This window comes from Roseateles sp. Mitsp63 (genome assembly GCF_059491535.1).
This window is the reverse complement of the sequence record NZ_CP168509.1, coordinates 858,761-877,812: the sequence shown is the minus strand read 5'-3', so window position 1 is coordinate 877,812 and position 19,052 is coordinate 858,761. Positions and strand designations below refer to the sequence as shown.

The window sequence follows — 19,052 nt, the reverse complement described above, 5'->3', positions numbered from 1 at the left end:
GCCATGAAGCGCCGCGATCTGCTCTCGTTCGGTGCGCTCGGCGCGCTCGGTGCCACGGCCCTGCTGTCGGGCTGCGGCTTCGAGCTGCGCAAGGAGCCGGTCTATCACTTCAAGACGCTGGCGCTGAAGGGCTTCGTCCCGCATTCGCCGCTGGCGCAGGAGCTGCGCCGCCAGGTGCAGCGCAGCACGGTGCGCCTGGTCGAAGACCCGAACCGCGCCGACGTCATCATCGAGATCGAGCGCGAGACACGCGACAAGACCTCGGTGGCGACGACCGCCGCGGGGCAGATCACGGAATGGCAACTGAGACTGTCGCTGGACTACTCGCTGCGCACGGCGGGCGGGGAGATCCTGCTGCCGCGCACCGAGTTGCGCCTGACCCGCGACATGAACTACAGCGAAAGCGCGGCGCTGGCGAAGGAACAGGAAGAGGCCTCGCTGCAGAAGGCGATGCAGGTGGAGGCCGTCGGCCTGCTGCTGCGCCGCCTGGCGGCGGTGCATCTGCCGGCCTGATCCGCGGACACCGCGTCTTTCCGTTCCTGCCGCCCGTTCCATCCCCACGATGCAGATCAAAGCCGAGGCCCTGGCGGGCCACCTGTCCAAGGGCCTCAAGCCGGTCTACGTCGTGCATGGCGACGAGCCGCTGCTCGCGCAGGAGGCGGCCGACGTGCTGCGCGCCGAGGCCCGAAGACAGGGCTACAGCGAGCGCCAGGTCTTCATCGTCAGCGGCGCCTACTTCGACTGGGCGCCGGTGATCGCGGCGTCGCAGGCGATGAGCCTGTTCGCGGACAAGCAGCTGATCGAGATCCGCATCCCTGGCGGCAAGCCGGGCAAGGAGGGCTCGGAGGCGCTGCAGCGCTACGTCCAGGGCCTGCCGCCCGACGTGCTGACGCTGGTGACGCTGCCGCGGCTGGACAAGACGCAGCTCGGCAGCGCCTGGTTCACCGCGCTGGACGCGGCTGGCGTGTCGGTGAAGGTGGACCCGGTCGAGCGGCGCGAACTGCCGGCCTGGATCGCGCGCCGGCTGCAGCAGCAGGGCCAGCCGGTGGCGGCTGGACCGGAAGGCCAGCAGGCGCTGGAGTTCTTCGCCGACCGCGTCGAGGGCAACCTGCTCGCTGCCCACCAGGAGCTGCAGAAGCTGGCGCTCCTCCACCCGCCGGGCGAGCTGGGCCTGGCGCAGATCGAGGCGGCCGTCCTGGACGTGGCGCGCTTCGACGTGTTCAAGCTCAGCGAGGCGCTGCTGAGCGGCAAGGTGGCCCGGGTGCTGCGGATGCTCGACGGCCTGAAGGCCGAGGGCGAGGCCGCGGTGCTGGTCCACTGGACCATGGCCGAGGACATCCGCGGCCTCAAGCGCGTCCATGACGCGGTGGCGGCGGGCAAGCCGCTGCCGATGGCCCTGCGCGAATCGCGCATCTGGGGTCCGAAGGAGCGGCTGTTCGAGCGCATCGTGCCCCAGCTGTCAGGCGCGGCGCTGACGCGGCTGGTCGTGGCGGCCCAGGTGTGTGACGGCATCGTCAAGGGTTTGCGCCATCCTGACTGGCCCACCGATCCGTGGGAGGCGCTGGGGAGATTGGCCCTCATGCTGGAGCAAGCCCTGCGTCCGCCGGCCCAGAAAAACCGCTATGGTTGACGCCTTGCCGTCCACCTGGCGTTGCCGATGAGTCTGCTCCGCGTCATTGCCCCTCTTGCCCCCTTTGCCGGCCGGCCCGGCAACCGCCTCGCGGCCCTCGTCCTCGACACACGCTCGCTGCTGGCCGCCACGCTCGCGGCCATGGCCGCGCTGAGCCCTTTCGAGGCACGCGCGGCGGACTGGACGCTCCGGGTCGTCGACGCCAATGGCGCGCCCGTGCCGGGCGCGGTGGCCGCTGTCGAACTCAAGGGGCAGCCTGCCCCGCCGGCGAGCGGCGCGACCGCCGTCATGGGCCAGCGCGACCGGCAGTTCCAGCCGCAGTTGCTGGCCATCCAGACCGGCACGGTGGTGACCTTCCCCAACTTCGACACCGTGCGGCATCACGTCTATTCGTTCTCGCCGACGAAGAAGTTCGAGTTGAAGCTGTACTCCGGCACCCCGGCCGAGCCGGTGGTCTTCGACAAGGCCGGCGTGGCGCAGCTGGGCTGCAACATCCACGACCGCATGAGCGCGCACATCGTCGTGGTCGACACGCCGCTGTTCGGCATCACCGACGCCAGCGGCGAGGTCCGGCTGGACCTGCCGCCGGGCAGCCACCGCCTGCGCCTGTGGGCGGCGCGGCTGGGCAACGCGGCGCCGACGGCGCAGCCGCTCATGGTGGGCACGGGCGCGCCGGGCGTGCTCAAGGTCGAACTCAGGGACTGAACCGCCGATGCGCTGGCCGGACTTCCTCAACCTGCGGCGGCTGGAGGGGCGCATCGTCGCGCTGTTCCTGGCCCTGCTGCTGGTGGTCCAGGTGCTGAACCTGACGCTGATCAACCAGGGCATGGACCGCAACGCGCGGGCCTCGGTGGCCGAGGAGCTGGAAGCCGGCGAACGCATCCTGGCCCAGCTGATCGACGAGGACAACGAGCAGCGCGGCCTGGTGGCCGACCTGCTGCAATCGGACTACGGCCTGCGCCAGCTGGTCGCCGAGGGCATCCAGGGCGAGGAACTGCGGGCCATGATGCAGGAGGTCTTCACCAACCTCAGCGCCCGGGGCGATGCCTCCTTCATCGGCTACGCGGACGACACCTTCAAGCTGGTGACGGCCACCGGCGAGGTCGCGGCGAAGGTGGCGCCGCTGCTGCGCGGCGTGACGCGCCAGCAGCAGGGCCGCACGCAGAGCCAGCTGCTGCTGCTCGATGGCAAGGCGTACCAGGTCGTGGTCGCGCGGATGCGGGCGGCGGGCCTGGGCGGCTGGATCTTCACCGGCTTCGAAATGAAGGGCGACCAGCTGCGGGAACTCAAGCGCATCGTGCGCATCGAGGCCGTGCTGCTGGCGCAGTCCTCGTCGGGGCAGTGGCAGGTGCTGGCCACGGTGCTGGATCCGGCGGCGACGGCTCGCGCCGTCCAGGCGCTGCCGGCGCTGGGGGCGGCCGAGCGCAACGCCGCGCAGACCTTCCACCTGGAACTGGAGAGCGAGCAGTTCCAGGCCCGCCTTCAGCCGCTGGCGCATGGCGGCGATACCGACCGGGCCGTGGCGGTGCTGCTGCTGCGCTCGGTGGACGAGGCGCTGGCGCCGTACCGGCGCCTGCAGTGGATGTTGCTGGGCATGAGCGGCGCGGGCGTGCTGCTGTTCGCCGTTGGCGCGGTGCTGACCGCGCGGCGCATCAGCGGCCCGGTGAAGGCGCTGGCGAGCGAGGCGCACCGCCTGGGCCAAGGCGACTACGCGCGGCCGGTGACCAGACCCTCGAGCGACGAGATCGGCGATCTGGCCGAGGCCTTCGAGGCGATGCGCCAGGGCATCCGTTCGCGCGAGGAGGAGGTGCACCGGCTCGCGTTCTGGGACCCGCTCACGGACCTTCCCAACCGTGAGCAGTTCCACCAGGCGCTGGCGCGGCGGATGGCGGAGAGCGAGGTGCGCTTCTCGCTGCTGATGCTGAACCTGGACCGCTTCAAGCATGTCAACGACGTGCTGGGACGGGCCTTCGGCGACCGGCTGCTGCGCGCGGTGGCGGACCGGCTGCAGCACCTGCTCAAGGACGAGGTGCGTATGATCGCCCGGGTCGGCGGCGACGAGTTCCTGCTGCTGATCGAGGGCGCCGGCGCGACGCGGGCCGAGGCGATCTGCAAGCGCATCCAGCGCGACTTCGAACGCGCGCTGAGCATCGACGATCAGACGGTGGACCTGTCGGCGGGAATGGGCGTGGCGCTGTACCCGCAGCACGGGCGCGACCCGATGCTGCTGCTGGCGCGGGCCGAACTCGCGATGCATGCGGCCAAGCGCGGCCAGAGCGGGTGCGAGGTGTACGCGCCGAGCATGGACGCGCTGAGCCAGGAGTCGCTGTCGCTGCTGAGCGAGCTGCGGCATGCGATCGACGCGGGGGAACTGCGGCTGTACCTGCAGCCCAAGGTGGATCTGCACGGGCAGCGGATCTCGGGCGCGGAGGCGCTGGTGCGCTGGCAGCATCCGGTGCGCGGGCTGGTGCCGCCGATGGCCTTCATCCCCTTCGCCGAGCAGACCGGCTTCATCCGGCAGATCACGGCGTGGGTGCTGCATGCGTCGTCGGTGGCGTGGATGGAGCTGCAGAAGGACGGGCTGGCGGTGCCGATCAGCGTCAATCTGTCGACGCGCGACCTGATGGACCAGGACCTGCCGATCAAGGTCGCGGACCTGGTGGCGGGCGTGCCGCCGCCGTCGCTGTGCCTGGAGATCACCGAGTCCGCGATCATGGACGACCCGCAGCGCGCGCTGCAGACGCTGGAGCAGCTGCACGCGCTGGGCTTCAAGCTGTCGATCGACGACTTCGGGACGGGCTATTCGTCGCTGGCGTATCTGAAGCAGCTGTCGGTGGACGAGCTGAAGATCGATCGCAGCTTCGTGATGAACATGGAGCGCGACATCGACGACGCGAAGATCGTGCGCTCGACGATCGAGCTGGCGCACAACCTGGGGCTGTCGGTGGTGGCGGAGGGTCTGGAGACGGACAAGCAGTGGACGCTGCTGCAGACGCTGGGCTGCGATCAGGGGCAGGGCTACATCCTGTCGCGGCCGATGCCGGCGGAGCAGTTCGCGCAATGGCTGCGCGACTGGCAGCCGCCGGACCTCGGCGACGCGCGGGCGAGCACGATCCTGGCGGGGTTGTGAGGCCCTGAGGCCTCGGACCCGCGCGCAGCTGGCTTGACGCCAGTCCGCGCTCAGTAGTCGATCCCCACCCGGATTCCATACGTCCGCGGATCGTTCCAGTACCCGCGCACGAAGCCGCCGCCGTCCTGCGCCGAGTTCCGCGTCATCTTGTTCGTCGCATTCAGCACGTAGAGCTCGGCGCGCCAGTTCTTCGGCGACACCAGCTTCAGGCTCGCGTCGACCTTGGCGAAGGCCTTCTGCCCATCGGAGATGTGCGCGTTGTCCAGGTTGCGCAACGTGAAGTACATCTTGTCCTGCCACTTCACGTTGACCCATGGCGTCAGCTCCCAGCCGTCGCCAAGCTGGAAGGTCTGCGCGACATTCACGCCGAAGGTGAACTTCGGTGACATCGGCAGGTGGTTGCCGGTGATGTCGTAGATCTGGCGGCCAGCGAACTCGCGGATCGGGCCGCTGTAGGGATCGGGACAGGCCGGCGCGCCCACGTCCTGGCGCACGCCGCAGTTCCAGGTGTCGCTGTAGGACGGGTAGTTCTTCACCTTGCTGTCGATGTAGCTGAAGAACGCCCCCACCCGCGCGCCGGTCCACGGCTTGTAGTCGAGCTCCAGCTCCACGCCCGGGATGTCCACCACGCCGACGTTCACCGTCTGCCACTTGGTGATGATGTCGCAGGTCGGGTTGTCGTCCGGGCAGGGGCCTTCGTGCTTGACCTTCGCCGCGAAGAAGTCACCGGTGACCTGCATGTCCTTGTAGCGGCTGAAGAACACGGTCGCCGACACGCTCATGCGCTTGTTCAGCATCAGGCCCTTGTAGCCCAGCTCGAAGTTGGTGACCGTCTCCGGCTTGTACGGGAAGAAGGTGTAGTGCGGACCCGCCGGGCCGTCCACGCATTCCTTGCCGCCGCAGGCGTCATCCTTGTCGCCGAAGCCGCCCGCCTTGTAGCCGCTCGACAGCGAGGCGTAGACCATGTCCAGCGGCGTCAGCTGCTTGGACAGGCCCAGGCGGTAGGTGAACTTCTTCCAGGTCTGCGAGTGGTCGTTGCCCGCCGGCGCGCCCCAAAGGCCGTAGGCGGCCGGTCCCGCGAAGGGACCCATCTGCTCCGTCAGGTCCCGGCCGTTGTGGGCGCGGAAACCCGGCTGTCCCGGCGTGCCCGGATCGTAGAGGCCGTTGTAGTAGGCCGGCGTCGAGCCATCCCAGCCGCCGAAGACCTGGCCGCCCTTGTCGGCCTTCTTGTCGACGCTGTAGCGGCCACCGATCGTCGCCGTCCAGGTCGGGGCGAACTTCCAGTCCGCCTGCGCGAAGACCGCCTTCGCATCGATCTGCCGGTCGGGCTGGTGATAGAACTGGCTGGTCGGGAAGCCGAAGGGCGCGGTGACCAGCTGCTCCTGCGCGTAGTCGATCGCGTTCTTCTCGTGCATCCAGAACAGGCCGGTCACCAGCTGCACCTCGTCGCCATGGCGCTTGTACTGCAGCTCATGCACCTGCGACTTGTACTTCGAGCCCAGCGTCATCGAGGTCTCGTCCTTGATCGGCCAGGTGCCCCAGTCGCCGTCCGGTCCGATGGGCTGATGCACCGTGACCTGGCTGGCGATCGGCTGGTAGCCGGCATCGTCGTCGGACTGCTGCGAACGCCGCTGGTCCGCGATCGCGACGCCGTACTCCAGGCTGCTGTTGGGGCCCAGGTTCCAGGTCAGGTTCGAGCGCAGCGTGCCGATGGACATGTCGGTCTTGCCCGGCACGTTGACCTTCACGTCCCACTTCCCGCCCTGGCACGCGAACGCCGTGCCGGCCGCCATGTCGCAGTCCTTCATCGCGATGTCGCCGGCGCCGTTGTTCTTGAAGTGCTCGTAGGCCAGCAGCCACTCGACATCGCGGCTCAGCTTGAGCCGCCCCGCGATGCGCGCCGCCCATTCGTCGCGGTTGTAGTAGTAGCGGCTGCGCGAGACCTTGGCGTTGCGGCGCTGGTCGACATCGGGAACGCCGTCCGGCACGTAGCCGTGGTCGGGCAGGTTGACCTCGCTGAAGTCCTGCTGCTGATTGATCCAGCCGTCGCGCCGGATCTTGCTGACCGTCGCGCGCAGCGCCAGGCTGTCGTTCACCGCGAAGTTCTGCACCAGGTTGAGCTGGCGCTTGTTGTAGTTGCCGACATCGAATTCGGCCGTGCCGTAGGTGGCGCCGAACTCCGGCTTGGCCGGCAGGATGTTGATGCTGCCGCCGGTCGAGTTGCGGCCGAACAGCGTGCCCTGCGGCCCGCGCAGCACTTCCACCTGCTCGAGGTCGAACATCAGCGCCAGCGCGCCCTGCGGCCGCGGCGAGTACAGCCCGCCCACGTGCAGGCCGACGGCGGGATCGCCGATCTCGGTGAAGTTGGACGAGCCGATGCCGCGGATGCTGATCTGCACGCCCGAGTCCGCGCCCGACGAGATCTGCAGGTTGGGCACCGTGCCCGACAGGCCGCGCACGTCGTGGATGCCTTCGCGGCTCAGCGCCTCCTGCGTGATCGCGGTGACGGCCACCGGCGTCTTCAGCAGGCTGGAGCTCACGCGCGTCGCGTTGATCATCACGGTGGGCAGCGCGTCCTTGTCCTTGGCGGCTTCCTTGGCGGAGTCCTTGGCCGGCTCCCTGGCCGCCGCCGGCTCCCCGGCCTGATCCTGCGCGGACGCGCCGGCGCAGGCCAGCAGGGCGGCCGCCGCCGCGGTCACGGTGCGGGTGAAGGCGGCTCGCGGGGCCGCTTGTCGGATGCTTCTCATCGTCCTCTTCTCCTGGTTCATCGATCTGTAGGGGCGACAGGCGTCCCGGCCCGTCCGGGCCGTGGCACGCGAGAGAGCGGGGCTCAGGCCTCCGGCCGGGGTCTGAGCTGGGCGATCAACCGGGCGAGCGAGACGGTCTCGTTGCGCACGAGGGGCCGCGCCCATCCGCTGATGGCCAGGATGTAGAGCAGGGTCAGGAACACACTGCCCATCGCGGCGCGCAGGCCCACCGCGTCGCCGAGCACGCCCACGATCAGCGGCACGACCGCGCCGCCGAGGATGCCGGTGCACAGCACGCCGGAGAACGCGCCGTGATGCCGCGGGACCGAGTTCAGGCCCAGCGAGAACACCACCGAGAACATCACCGACAGGAAGAAGCCCGACAGCGGGAAGGCCCACAGCGACACCGCGGCCGGCCCGAACAGCGCCAGCGCGACGCAGCCGATCGCCAGCACCGTGAAGCCGGCCAGCACGGCGCGCGAATCGAGCAGCTTGAGCAGGCCCAGGCCCAGCAGGCAGCCCAGCGACATCAAGCCCCAGAAGCGGCCGACGGCGTCGGCGCCCTCCTGCGTCGCGGAGACATGGTGGTAGGTGGCAAGGAACTGCGACATCCAGTTCGCCAGCGTCTGCTCGGTGCCGACGTAGGCCATGATGCCCAGGAAGAACAGCTTCACGTCGCGGCGGGCCAGCAGCTCCTTGTAGGCGGCCCAGCCGCCGGCGCGCTCGTCGTCCTTGAGCTCGACCTCGGGCAGCGGCAGCGTCTGGTTCGCCACGATCAGCAGGAGGAAGGCCAGCGCGAAGATCCAGTAGAACGGCACCCACGCCAGGCCGGCGCCGGCATCGGGGCGTTCCATCAGCAGCTTGAAGCCCAAGGGGCTGAGGAAGGACGCGAGTCCGAACACCAGCTGCCCCATCACCGAGAAGAACGCGAAGTGCGCTTCGCCGCCGGCGGTGCGCATCAGCGGGTTGATCACCACCTGCAGCAGCGCCATGCCCAGCCCGATGACGAACAGCCCGCCGATGGCCGTCGCGTAGCTGGGCACCAGCGCGATCGCCAGCGAGCCGATGAAGTTCAGCGCGAAGGCCGCCAGGATGGTGGTTCGCGAGCCTCGCGCCTCCACCAGCAGGCCGCCGGGGATCGAGACCAGCCCATAGGCCAGGAAGAACGAGAACGGCAGGAATCCCGCCATCGCCAGGCTGAGCTTGAAGTCCTGGATGATGACCGGCATCAGGGGCCCGATCAGGTTGGTGACGAAGGAGATCACGAACCAGATCAGCAGGATGTAGCCGACGATCAATGCGCGATGCTTCATGGCCTTGCCTTCGATGCGGAGGGGGTCAGGCGACGCAGCCGGCGAACTCGCCGGCGCGGATGGTCTTGCGCGGGAAGCGCGCCAGGATGGCCGCCGCGGTGCGGCAGCCGGCGGCCAGCGCCTCGGCCAGGCTGGCCTCGCGCAGGCGCGCCGACAGATAGCCGGCGTTGAACGCGTCGCCGGCGCCGATGGTGTCGAAGATGTCCACCGGCTCGATCGCATGCTCGACGCGCCGGCCCGACTCCAGTCCCAGCGCGCCGCGCGCGCCGGTCTTGACGACCAGGCTCGCGCCCGGCTTGAGCGCCGCGGCGATGCGCGACAGCGCCGCCTCCAGGTCCTCGGTGCCGGCGATGCTGCGGGCCTCGAGGTCGTTGATCAGCAGGTGGTCGCAGTGCCGCAGCCAGCGGCGCACCTCGCCAAGCGTGCCGGGCAGCCAGCCCTCGGGCGGCCAGCCGGTGTCCAGCGCGACGCGATAGCCGCGGGCCGCGGCCTCGGCCAGCAGCGCCTCGTAGCCGGCGCGCAGCTCGGTCAGCAGGAAGGGCGCGGTGAACAGCGCGATGGCGGGCGTGCCGGTCGGTGGCAGCTGCTTCAGCACATGTGCCGCCGACAGCTGCTGCAGATGGCCTTGCGTGGTGAAGAAGTTGCGATCGCCGCAGGCGTGCATCAGGCCGACGGACATCGTGGTCTCGCGATCGCAGATCTCGAGGCTGGTCCGCAGGCCGGTGAACTGCTCGGCGAGCCACTGGCCGAGCTGGTCGTTCCCCACCGCCGAGATCAGGTGGGCGCGCTGACCGATGTGCCGGGCCGCCAGCGCCGAGTTGGCGCCCGAGCCGCCGGCGCGCAGCTCGCTGCGCGGCATCAGCAGTTCGGTGCCGATCGTGGGCCAGCCGTCCAGCGAGCCGAGCACCAGATCCACGCCGGCGTCGCCGACGATGTTCAGCGGAGAAATGACAGGGCGTTCCGTTTCCATGGGCGCCGACTATAGGAGCCCACCAAACCGCCCGTCAATAATTAAATCCAATGGATTGAAGTATTTACCCTACCGGCATTTTCCCCAATCCCAGGCCCGTGCCGGATCCCCTTCCCCGGCTTTCCGGCCCGCTATCCGAGCCGTCTGGGCAGCGGCTTGTTGCCCAGCAGCTCGGCGGCATCGGGCGCCGTGCGGCGGTCCTGATGCAGCACCTCCAGCCGCGGCGACAGCATCTCGTACATGGGCAGCACGGCGGCGCCCAGCAGCGACGAGTCGTCCTGCCGGTCCGACAGCAGCAGCCGCGACGCCGGATCGGCCACGCCGCCGCGCACCGAGCGGTGCCACGGCTGCGCCAGGGTCACCAGATGCTCCACCAGCACCTTGGGCGCGGAGCCGCCGATGACGATGGCGCTCGGATCCAGCATGTTCTCGATCATCGCGACGGCGTCGCGCAGGCGGTCGGCGGCCTCGCGGCACCAGGCGCGCAGCGCCGCGTCGGCGGGGTCCTTCAGGCGCTCGCCCAGATCCAGCATCCACACGTCGTGGTCGGTGACGCCGAGCGCCTCGGCCAGCGAGTGCATGGACACGTAGCGCTCCAGGCAGCCGCGGTTGCCGCAATAGCAGGGCCGGCCGCCCGGCACGATGGGCACGTGGCCGATCTCCGTCGCGTTGCCATTGGCGCCGGGATAGGCGCTGCGCCCGGTGACCAGCGCGCCGCCCAGGCCCATGCCCAGGTGCAGATAGAAGAAATCGTCGAGCTGGCGCGCGACGCCGAACAGCGTCTCGCCCAGCGCCCCGGCCACGCTGTCGATGCGGTGGAACAGCGGCAGGCCGGTGGCCTCGCCCAGTTCCTCGAGCACCGAGAGGTCGTTCAGGCCCTCGAGCGCGGTGGGGCCGACGAAGCTGATCTCCGTGTGCCCCAGCGGCCCGGGCAGCGCGACGCCGATGCCCCACAGCCGGTCGGTCGACTCGCGCCGCAGCCGCGCGATCAGCTGCAGCAGCGTCGCCAGCATCTGCTGGCGGTCGCGCGTGTCGATGTCCACCTCGCAGCGGTGCTGGATCTCGCCGACCAGGTTGACCAGCGCGGCCGACGCCCGTCCCGGCTCCAGGCTGATGCCGATCGAGTGCCCCGCCTGCGGGTTCAACTCGAAGGCGATCGGCGGCTGGCCGCGCGACTTGTCCACCTTCTGGCGCCGCGACACGATCAGCCCGATCTCCTCCAGCTCGTTGGTGATGTTGGCGACCGTCTGCGGGCTCAGCGACACCATGTCCGCGATGTCCTTGCGCGAGGCGGCGCCCTGCTGGCGGATGAAATCCAGCACAACGCGGCGGTTGTACGGGGCACTGGACTGTTGGGTGGCTCCTCGGCCAATCGTTCTCATGCGGCTGATGTCGACGTTCGTTTCCCCGCGATGGCGGGCGGGTCACCGGTGTTTCACGGCGCGTTATACGCGGGTCGCGCGGGTCGCGCGGGATTGGGGCGCACGGGCCCGGATCACCGGGGCGGCCAGTGTAGCGTCCGCCCGGAACGCAACATTTCAATACATCCACTGGTTTTAAATATTGACGAGCGCGGGAAGCTTCTCCTACATTCGGCGCCGGCGAGCGCTCAGCAAGCAGTCCCGGGCTCGCAGGCTACGACCCCGTGGCTCCGGCCACATGACTTCAGTGGAGGCACCCCCATGCAAATTCCTCGACCTGGTCTTCGTCGTCTCGGGCTCTGCGCGGCACTCGCGCTGCTCGGGATCTCCCCGCTGGCCCACGCGGCCGGCCACCACGGCGGCGGCAAGGCCAGCGCCTACGTGCAGGACGGCTGGCTGTACACGCATACGCAGACGGCCACCGGCGAGCCCCTCGTCACCGCGACGCAGCCAGCCGCGGCGGCGGGCGTGATCGGCGTCGGCGACGCGCGCGTCCATGGCGCGGTCTTCGACAAGGACCGCAAGCTCACCGTGGCGCAATGGCAGGCCGTGCTCAGCATGGACGCCTATCCGGAGAACGGCACCACCAACTACCAGGACCCCGGCCCCTGGCGCTATTGCGAGGTGGACTACGAAGCCTCGCAAGACATCTCGGACTACCGCGGCGACACCTTCGGCCCGGTCGGCGTGACCACGGTCGGCGACTTCCCCGACTACTTCAAGAAGGCCTTCGCGCCCTACGTGCTGGGCAAGAGCAACGCCACCAACGCCGACATGCGGGCCTGGGGCGTGCAGGTGACCGGCGTGTCGTCGGGCAACTTCCAGGCGGACGACTCGGCGCTCGATCCCTATCCGTCGAGGAGCCGCTCCGACAAGACCAAGCGGGCCGCGCTGACGAAGATCTGCCAGGCGCTGCAGTCGGCCTTCGACAACCAGCAGGACCAGTACGTGATGAGCCATTACGCGCACATCGACCAGGACAAGCTCGTCCCGGTCCTGAACGCGCTCAAGGGGCTGGGCTTCACCCGCTTCGACCGCTACAACCTGGTGGGTCTGGCCTTCCAGGTGCAGGTGAACACCGGCTCAATCGGCAGCATCTCGGCCTTCAGCGCGGTGAAATCGGCCGGCAACTGCGGCAGCCTGAGCGCCGAGACCTGCTTCGCGACCTACCTGACCGACCAGTACATCCGCTGGCTGAAGTCCTCGAGCCTGGGCGACGACCCGGGCAACTGCTGGCGCGCCAACATGGCGCTGGACATCTACAAGAAGGACCCGGCGATGAGCAGCGTCAGCGTGGTCAAGCAGGTCATCAACAGCAGCTACCCCAACAACAGCGGGAAATGCCCGAGCTCGGGCATCAAGTGGTCGAAGAACATGTCGTGGCAGTGAACGCCTGACGGCGCGCCGCGTTCAAGCGCGCGGCGCATCCCCCGATCGCTCACGACCATGCCACCGACCTCACGGGGCATCGCCACGCGCGGTGCCCCGTTCTGGAATGCCCTCGACATGAAGACCCTCGCCCTTGCCGCCGCCCTGGCGGCCGCCCCGCTCTCGATGCCCTCGCTGGCCGCCGATGCGCCGGCACCGGTGACGACCGTCTCCGTCCAGCTGCCCACCGAGCCGCTGCTGCTGCAGATCAACCAGGTCGCGCTCGAGCGCACCGGCCCCAAGCGGGCGATCGTCGAAGCAAGCGGGCCGGCGGAAACAGGCCGTTATCGCGTGCTGTCCGGCGGCAGGACGGTCGCGCAGGGGGAGCTGAAGGCGCTGCCCGCGTTCTCGGACTGGGGCGCCGGCAAGCGCTATTTCGAGATCGACTTCTCCTCGCTGCGGCGATCCGGCGACTACCGCGTCGAGGCCACGATGGGCGGCGCCCGGGTGCTGTCGCCGGCCGTGCGGGTGCGCGACGGCGCGCTGTTCGCGACGATCGCCGGCAAGACGCTGGACTACTTCCGCCGCAGCCGCCACACCGGCGACGGGGATCGCAGCATCCGCATCTTCGAGACCGATCGCCGGGTGGACGTCCACGGCGGCTGGAAGGACGCGGGAGGCGACACCGGCAAGTACCTCTCGCACCTGGGCTACGCGAACTACTTCAACCCGCAGCAGACCTCGATGGTGGCCTGGGTGCTGGCCTACACGGCGCAGACGGCGCCGGCGCTCTACCAGCGCGCGGGCCTGAGCCGGCAGGTGCGGGACGAGGCCTTCTGGGGCGCCGACTACCTGCATCGCATCCTCGACGCCGAGGGCTACTTCTACACGACGGTCTTCGACAAGTGGGGCGGCGACGGCGCGGAGCGCATGGTCGTCGGCTACGAGGGCGAAGACGGCCGGCACACGACGCTGTACCGCTCGGCCTACCGCGCCGGAGGCGGCATGGCGATCGCGGCACTGGCGCGCGCCTCGATGCTGGCCAGGCAGTCGGGCCGCCACGGCGATTTCGATGGCGCCACCTACCTGGCCGACGCGGTGCGCGCCTTCGATCACCTGCAGAAGTTCAACGCGCAGTACGGCGCGAATGGCGTCGAGAACATCATCGACGACTACACCGCGCTGATGGCCGCGGTCGATCTCTTCGAGGCCACGCGCGAGCCGCGCTTCCTCGACGCGGCGCGCGACCGCGCGGAGCGCCTGATGGCGCGGCAGACCGCGGCGGGCGGCTTCATCAGCGACGGCAAGGCGCGGCCGTACTACCACGCGGTGGAAGCGGGCTTGCCGGCGTTGAGCCTGGCGCGCTACCTCTGGATCGAAGCCGAGGAGCCGCGGCGCGCCCGCGCCAGCGCGGCCCTGCGCGCGGCGCTCGACCACGAGATCGCGATCACGCGCCGCGTGAGCAATCCCTTCGACTACGCGAGACAGTCCTTCCAGCTCGCGCCCGACGGCAGGACGGCGTCCGGCGAGGTGCTGGAGGGCTTCTTCATGCCGCACAAGAACGAGACCGGCTACTGGTGGCAGGGCGAGAGCGCGCGCCTCGCGTCGCTGAGCGCGGCGATGGTGGCCGGCGGCCGCCTGGTGGCGCCACGGCCGGACGGCGCCTTCGGCATCCCGGCCGGCTGGGCCAGCTACGCGCAGAGCCAGATCGACTGGACGCTGGGCCGCAACCCGTACGGCATCTCGATGCTCTACGGCTTCGGCCGCAGGAACCCGCCGACGGTGGCCTCGAGCGCGGGCGACATGTTCGAGGGCGGCATCTCCAACGGCATCACCGGCGCGGTGGGCAGCGACACCGGATCGGGCATCGCGTTCGGGCCGGGGCCGGACGGTGAACAATGGCGCTGGGTCGAGCAATGGATCCCCCATTCGGCCTGGATGCTGCTCGCGGCGACGGAGATGGCGCGCTGAGTCGGCCAGGCGGACACGCCAGGTGTCCGCAATGTCCCTACATGGCATTTAGCCGATCGCCGATGGAAGGCGCGAGAGCCGGCGCGTACAACTGCGACATCCGCAACGCCCATCGCCGAGCACCGCCATGCCGCACCGTTCCACCCGTCCCTTGCAGTCGCTGAGTTCACTCAGGCGCTGGCTGGCGCTGGGCAACCTGCTGGTCGCGCTCATCGTGTCGAGCGCGGCCTGGGTCAGCCTGGACAATGCCCGCCGGGGCGACGAGGACGCCGCGCGTCAGACCGCCCAGAACCTGGCCGCCAGCCTGAGCTCCGAGGTGGGGGCGGAGCTGCGGCTCCTCGACAACGCGCTGACCACCATCGCCGAGCGCTACGGCCGTGCCCGTGACGACGAGGCGCGGGAGGCCGTGCTGACCGAGATGCTGAGCGCGCAGCGCGAGCTGCTTGACCAGGTCTGGGCGCTGCGCGTGGCGGACGAGCATGGCCGCCTGGTGCAGGGTGTGGAACGCGGCGCCCCGACGGACGTGTCGGGCCGGGACGACTTCGTCCAGGCGAGCGCGACCCGCGAGACCATTCTTTCCGAGCCCTTCTTCAGCAAGGTGTCCGGACGCTGGGTGATCAGCGTGGCGCGCAGCTTGCACCGTATCGATGGCCGGTTCGCGGGCGTGATGATCGCATCGGTGAGTTCCGAGCACTTCGCCGACCTGTTCGGCGCCATGGAGCTGGGACAGTCCGGCGCCATCGCGATGCGCACGTCCCAGCGCCTGCGCCTGGTCGCGCGGCATTCGGTGTTCGAACCGCGTTCGACCAAGGGGCTGGGCGAGACGACGGTCTCCGACGCGCTGCGCCAGAGCCTGGCGGCGGACGAGGAACGCGGCGCCTACATCACGCGGACGGCGCTGGACCAGGTCGAACGCTTCACCGCCTATCACCGCGTCCGGGGATATCCGCTCATCGTCTTCGCCGGCCTGAGCACCAGCGAGTACCTGGTGCCGTGGCGGCATCAGGCCGCGGAGCTGTGGTGCCTGGTGGCGGTGCTGATCCTGGCGATCATGGCGATCTCGGTGCATCTGTACCGGCGCCAGGTGCGGGAACGCGCCGCGCGGCTGGCCGCGGACAGCATGGCCTTCCGCGATGCGCTCACGGGTCTGCCCAACCGCCGGCTGTTCGAGGAGCAGTTGGCCTCGGCGCAGGCGGCTTCCCTGCGGGGCAACGCGGCGGTCTCGGTCGCCTACCTGGACCTGGACGGCTTCAAGCCGGTCAACGATGTCCACGGACATGACGCGGGTGACCGCGTGCTGCAGGAAGTGGCGCGGCGTCTGCAGGATGCGGTGCGCGGCGGGGATGTGGTGGCGCGGCTCGGCGGCGATGAGTTCGCGCTGGTGCTGCCGGCCAGCGGCACGATGGCGGCGGCACGGGCGGTAATGCAGCGCTGCCTGAGCGAGATCGAACGGCCGATCGAGCTGGATGACGGACAGGTCGTGCACATCAGCGCGAGCATCGGCGTGGTGATCGCGCAGGGCGCGCAGCCGACCTCGGAGCTGACACGCAACGCCGACGCGGCGATGTACGCGGCCAAGCGCGCGGGCAAGGGCCGGATCCGGTTCCATGGGCCTCATCCGGCATTCCTGAATGAGCCGGTGCAGAGCGCCGACGCGATGGTGGAGTCGCTGGCCGCCTGAGCACGGGGCACATTTCTCCCTGTCAACTCCCTCGCCCCGCTTTGCGGGGAGAGGGTGGGGGAGAGGGGGCTCGTGCCACACCGCTGCTGCCCTTCGAAGCACCCCCCTCTCCCCTGCCCTCTCCCCCTCGCGGGGGGCGAGGGAGTTCTTGCCGGCAGCGCTCGCTCCTTCTTACCCCCTCGCCCCTGCGGGGAGAGGGAGGGAGAGGGGGCTCGTGCCACAGCGCTGCTGCCCTTCGAAGCACCCCCTCTCCCCTGCCCTCTCCCCTGCCCTCTCCCCTGCCCTCTCCCCCCTCGCGGGGGGCGAGGGAGTTCTTGCCGGCAACGCTCGCTCCTTCTTACCCCCTCGCCCCTGCGGGGAGAGGGAGGGGAGAGGGGGCTCGTGCCACACCGCTGCTGCCCTTCGAAGCACCCCCTCTCCCCTGCCCTCTCCCCCCTCGCGGGGGCGAGGGAGTTCTTGCCGGCAGCGCTCGCTCCTTCTTACCCCCTCGCCCCTGCGGGGAGAGGGAGGGGAGAGGGGGCTCGTGCCACAGCGCTGCTGCCCTTCGAAGCACCCCCTCTCCCCTGCCCTCTCCCCCCTCGCGGGGGGCGAGGGAGTTCTTGCGATTGAGGTGGAGGCAGAGGTCGGGTGGAGATCGGTGGAGGTGGGCCAGCAGCGGCGGACGTGCGGAAGCCTTCCTGCCTTGCGCAGCAAGGCAGCTTCTAGACCTCCGCCGGCAGGCGCACGACGAAGCGGCCGCCGCCCCAGCGCGAGCTGCCCACTTCGATGTGGCCGCCCGCGGCGCGCACGATCGAGTCGCACAGCGCCAGGCCCAGCCCGGTGCCCTGGATCTCCGCCGCCCGCGCACCGGCACCGCGATAGAAGCGCTCGAACAGCCTCGAGCGCTCCTCCTCGGGAATCCCGGGCCCGTCGTCCTCGACGGCCCATTCCGTCCATCCCTCCCCCGCCGTCAGCGACACCAGCACCGAGCCGCCCATCTCGCCGAACTTGAGCGCGTTGTCGACCAGATTGGTCGCCACCAGCATCAGCAGCTCCCGCGAGAGATCGGCCCGCGCCGGATGCGAGGCGTCGAAGGCCACGCGCAGGTCCACGCGCCGCCGCTGCGCCGCGGGCGCCACGCGCCGCACCACCTCCTCGAGCAGCGGCGCGATCGCCACCGGCGCCGCCTTCGCCGACTCCTGGCCCGAGTCGATCCGCGCCAGCGTCAGCAGCTCCTCCACCATCAGCGTCAGCCTCACGACCTCGTCGAGGCAGGACCGCAGCGCGTCGACATACTCGCCGGGCTCGCGCGGACGCCGCAGCGTGATCTCGAGCTCCGTGCGCAGCCGCGACAGCGGCGATCTCAATTCATGCGACGCATCCGCGGTGAAGCGCCGCTGCGCCTCGAAGGCCTGCTCCAGCCGCGCCAGCATCTCGTTGAGCGTGTCGATCAGCCGGCCGATCTCGTCGCGCGGGCCGGGATGCGGCAGCCGGTCGGACAGCGTCTGGTCGCCGATGCGCTTGGCCTGCCGCACGACATCGTCGATGGCGCCGAACACCCGTCCGGTGAGGTGCGACCCCGCCAGCGTCAGCACCACCACCAGCACCACGCCCATGATCAGGAACATCCAGCCCGCCGCCGCCACCGCGTGATCGACGTCGTCCAGCGAGCCCGCGACCTGCACCGCCAGCGCGCGGCCGCCCGGCACCGGCACGGAGACGCGCCGCGTCGGCTCGTCGCCGAAGTCGAGGTTCTCGAAAACCGTCTCGCCCTTCGCCAGCCGGTCCAGCAGGGCCGGATCGTTGGGCAACGTCGCCGCGCCGAGGTTGGCACTGCGCGCGAGCACCGTCCCTCCAGGGCCGATGACCTGCACCAGCCGGTCCAGCCGCGCATACGACGGCGGCGCCGATGCCGCGCTCGCCGGCTCGTGCACCTCCACCGGCAGGGCCGAACTGGAGGCCAGCATGCTGGCCTCCTGCTCCGCGAGCACCAGCAGCGCCCCATCGAGCTGCTCGCGCAGCGAGGCCACCAGGCCCAGATAGGTCAGCGACGCCGCCACCGCCAGCACCGCCGTGACGACCACGACATGCACCAGCGCCAGGCGCCGGCGGAAGCTAAGCATCACCGCCTCCGCGGATCCGGAAGCCGTGGCCGCGCACGGTCTCGATCAGCGGCGCGCTGCCCGCCGGATCCACCTTGCGGCGCAGCTTGCTGATGTGGGCATCGATCAGGTTGTCGATGGCGAGCGGGTCGCCCTGCCAGATCTGCTCGGCCAGGCGCTGGCGCGCCACGGCCACGCCGGGCTGGCGCATCAGCGCCTGCAGCAGCGCGAACTCCTTGGGCGTCAGCGGGATCACCCTGCCGCCGCGCGTCACCTGCTGCGATGCGGGATCGAGCGTCAGATCGTCCGCCTTGAGCACCGGCGGCCGCGTCATCTCGGACCGCCGCAGCAAGGCCCGCAGCCGCGCCAGCAGCTCCTCGAATTCAAAGGGCTTGGTCAGGTAGTCGTCGGCACCGGCGTTCAGGCCGGTCACGCGCTCCGACAGCGCATCGCGCGCGGTCAGCATCAGCACCGGCACCTGCTGCCCGCGCGCGCGCAAGGTCCGGCACAGCGCGATGCCGTCGCCATCCGGCAGCATCCAGTCCAGCACGACGAGGTCATAGGTGGTGACGAAGGCCGCCTCGTCCCCTTGCGCCATCGTCGCGGCCAGGTCCACGACGAAGCCCTCCTCGCGCAGCCCGCGCGCCAGCAGCGCCGCCGCCTTGCGGTCGTCCTCGACCAGCAGAATCCTCATCGAGCCCTCCTCTCGTGCGCGAGCAGTCTCGCATGGCGGCGCGCGC

13 protein-coding genes are annotated in these 19,052 nt (G+C 70.1%); 7 read left to right on the top strand and 6 right to left on the bottom strand.

Annotation, left to right across the window (positions count from 1 at the left end):
* Nucleotides 1-3: 3 nt before the first annotated feature.
* The 4 genes from ACEN96_RS03715 to ACEN96_RS03700 are packed head-to-tail and all read left to right on the top strand — an operon-like array spanning nt 4 to nt 4,760.
* Nucleotides 4-513, top strand: coding sequence for an LPS-assembly lipoprotein LptE (locus tag ACEN96_RS03715; RefSeq protein ID WP_495586705.1), 510 nt, complete (start codon nt 4-6; stop codon nt 511-513).
* Between the two features lie 49 nt (nt 514-562).
* Nucleotides 563-1,630 carry a DNA polymerase III subunit delta gene (gene holA / locus ACEN96_RS03710; RefSeq protein WP_495586704.1) on the top strand — a complete coding sequence of 356 codons (1,068 nt, stop codon included), beginning with the start codon at nt 563-565 and terminating at the stop codon, nt 1,628-1,630.
* Nucleotides 1,631-1,657: 27 nt separating this feature from the next.
* Nucleotides 1,658-2,335, top strand: coding sequence for a methylamine utilization protein (locus ACEN96_RS03705; RefSeq protein WP_495586703.1), 678 nt, complete (start codon nt 1,658-1,660; stop codon nt 2,333-2,335).
* Between the two features lie 7 nt (nt 2,336-2,342).
* On the top strand, nt 2,343-4,760 hold the full coding sequence (locus ACEN96_RS03700) for a putative bifunctional diguanylate cyclase/phosphodiesterase (protein WP_495586702.1): 2,418 nt from the start codon (nt 2,343-2,345) through the stop codon (nt 4,758-4,760).
* A 50-nt stretch (nt 4,761-4,810) separates the two neighbouring features.
* Here ACEN96_RS03700 and ACEN96_RS03695 read toward each other — a convergent pair whose 3' ends face one another.
* From ACEN96_RS03695 to ACEN96_RS03680, 4 genes are all read right to left on the bottom strand, one after another.
* Entirely contained in the window at nt 4,811-7,507 is a 2,697-nt protein-coding gene (locus tag ACEN96_RS03695) for a TonB-dependent receptor (RefSeq protein ID WP_495586701.1), read from the bottom strand.
* Nucleotides 7,508-7,590: 83 nt separating this feature from the next.
* Nucleotides 7,591-8,820 (bottom strand): MFS transporter, encoded by a 1,230-nt coding sequence (locus ACEN96_RS03690; protein WP_495586700.1) that lies wholly within the window; start codon nt 8,818-8,820, stop codon nt 7,591-7,593.
* 25 nt (nt 8,821-8,845) lie between these two features.
* Entirely contained in the window at nt 8,846-9,790 is a 945-nt protein-coding gene (locus ACEN96_RS03685) for a carbohydrate kinase family protein (protein WP_495586699.1), read from the bottom strand.
* Nucleotides 9,791-9,921: 131 nt separating this feature from the next.
* Nucleotides 9,922-11,112 (bottom strand): ROK family transcriptional regulator, encoded by a 1,191-nt coding sequence (locus ACEN96_RS03680; protein WP_495586698.1) that lies wholly within the window; start codon nt 11,110-11,112, stop codon nt 9,922-9,924.
* A 360-nt stretch (nt 11,113-11,472) separates the two neighbouring features.
* Between ACEN96_RS03680 and ACEN96_RS03675 the strand changes: the two genes are divergently transcribed.
* From ACEN96_RS03675 to ACEN96_RS03665, 3 genes are all read left to right on the top strand, one after another.
* Complete coding sequence (locus ACEN96_RS03675) at nt 11,473-12,600, top strand: hypothetical protein (protein WP_495586697.1); 1,128 nt, start codon at nt 11,473-11,475, stop codon at nt 12,598-12,600.
* 117 nt (nt 12,601-12,717) lie between these two features.
* Nucleotides 12,718-14,550: a glycoside hydrolase family 9 protein gene (locus ACEN96_RS03670; RefSeq protein ID WP_495586696.1), complete on the top strand. Its 1,833-nt coding sequence runs from the start codon at nt 12,718-12,720 to the stop codon at nt 14,548-14,550.
* A 127-nt stretch (nt 14,551-14,677) separates the two neighbouring features.
* The gene (locus ACEN96_RS03665) at nt 14,678-16,231 is read left to right on the top strand and encodes a diguanylate cyclase domain-containing protein (protein WP_495586695.1); all 1,554 of its coding nucleotides are present in this window, start codon (nt 14,678-14,680) and stop codon (nt 16,229-16,231) included.
* Between the two features lie 701 nt (nt 16,232-16,932).
* On the opposite strand, the gene ACEN96_RS03660 is transcribed toward ACEN96_RS03665, so the two are convergent.
* Nucleotides 16,933-18,333: a sensor histidine kinase gene (locus tag ACEN96_RS03660; RefSeq protein WP_495586694.1), complete on the bottom strand. Its 1,401-nt coding sequence runs from the start codon at nt 18,331-18,333 to the stop codon at nt 16,933-16,935.
* Nucleotides 18,326-19,006, bottom strand: coding sequence for a response regulator transcription factor (locus ACEN96_RS03655; protein WP_495586693.1), 681 nt, complete (start codon nt 19,004-19,006; stop codon nt 18,326-18,328). Before ACEN96_RS03655 ends, ACEN96_RS03660 begins: the two co-directional genes overlap by 8 nt.
* Between the last annotated feature and the right edge of the window lie 46 nt (nt 19,007-19,052).

Bases quoted from the DNA above. Each gene is read 5' to 3' on its own strand.
- ACEN96_RS03715 (WP_495586705.1), top strand. From the start codon at position 4: ATGAAGCGCCGCGATCTGCTCTCGTTCGGTGCGCTCGGCGCGCTCGGT.
- holA (WP_495586704.1), top strand. From the start codon at position 563: ATGCAGATCAAAGCCGAGGCCCTGGCGGGCCACCTGTCCAAGGGCCTC.
- ACEN96_RS03705 (WP_495586703.1), top strand. From the start codon at position 1,658: ATGAGTCTGCTCCGCGTCATTGCCCCTCTTGCCCCCTTTGCCGGCCGG.
- ACEN96_RS03700 (WP_495586702.1), top strand. From the start codon at position 2,343: ATGCGCTGGCCGGACTTCCTCAACCTGCGGCGGCTGGAGGGGCGCATC.
- ACEN96_RS03695 (WP_495586701.1), bottom strand. From the start codon at position 7,507: ATGAGAAGCATCCGACAAGCGGCCCCGCGAGCCGCCTTCACCCGCACC.
- ACEN96_RS03690 (WP_495586700.1), bottom strand. From the start codon at position 8,820: ATGAAGCATCGCGCATTGATCGTCGGCTACATCCTGCTGATCTGGTTC.
- ACEN96_RS03685 (WP_495586699.1), bottom strand. From the start codon at position 9,790: ATGGAAACGGAACGCCCTGTCATTTCTCCGCTGAACATCGTCGGCGAC.
- ACEN96_RS03675 (WP_495586697.1), top strand. From the start codon at position 11,473: ATGCAAATTCCTCGACCTGGTCTTCGTCGTCTCGGGCTCTGCGCGGCA.
- ACEN96_RS03670 (WP_495586696.1), top strand. From the start codon at position 12,718: ATGAAGACCCTCGCCCTTGCCGCCGCCCTGGCGGCCGCCCCGCTCTCG.
- ACEN96_RS03665 (WP_495586695.1), top strand. From the start codon at position 14,678: ATGCCGCACCGTTCCACCCGTCCCTTGCAGTCGCTGAGTTCACTCAGG.
- ACEN96_RS03660 (WP_495586694.1), bottom strand. From the start codon at position 18,333: ATGCTTAGCTTCCGCCGGCGCCTGGCGCTGGTGCATGTCGTGGTCGTC.
- ACEN96_RS03655 (WP_495586693.1), bottom strand. From the start codon at position 19,006: ATGAGGATTCTGCTGGTCGAGGACGACCGCAAGGCGGCGGCGCTGCTG.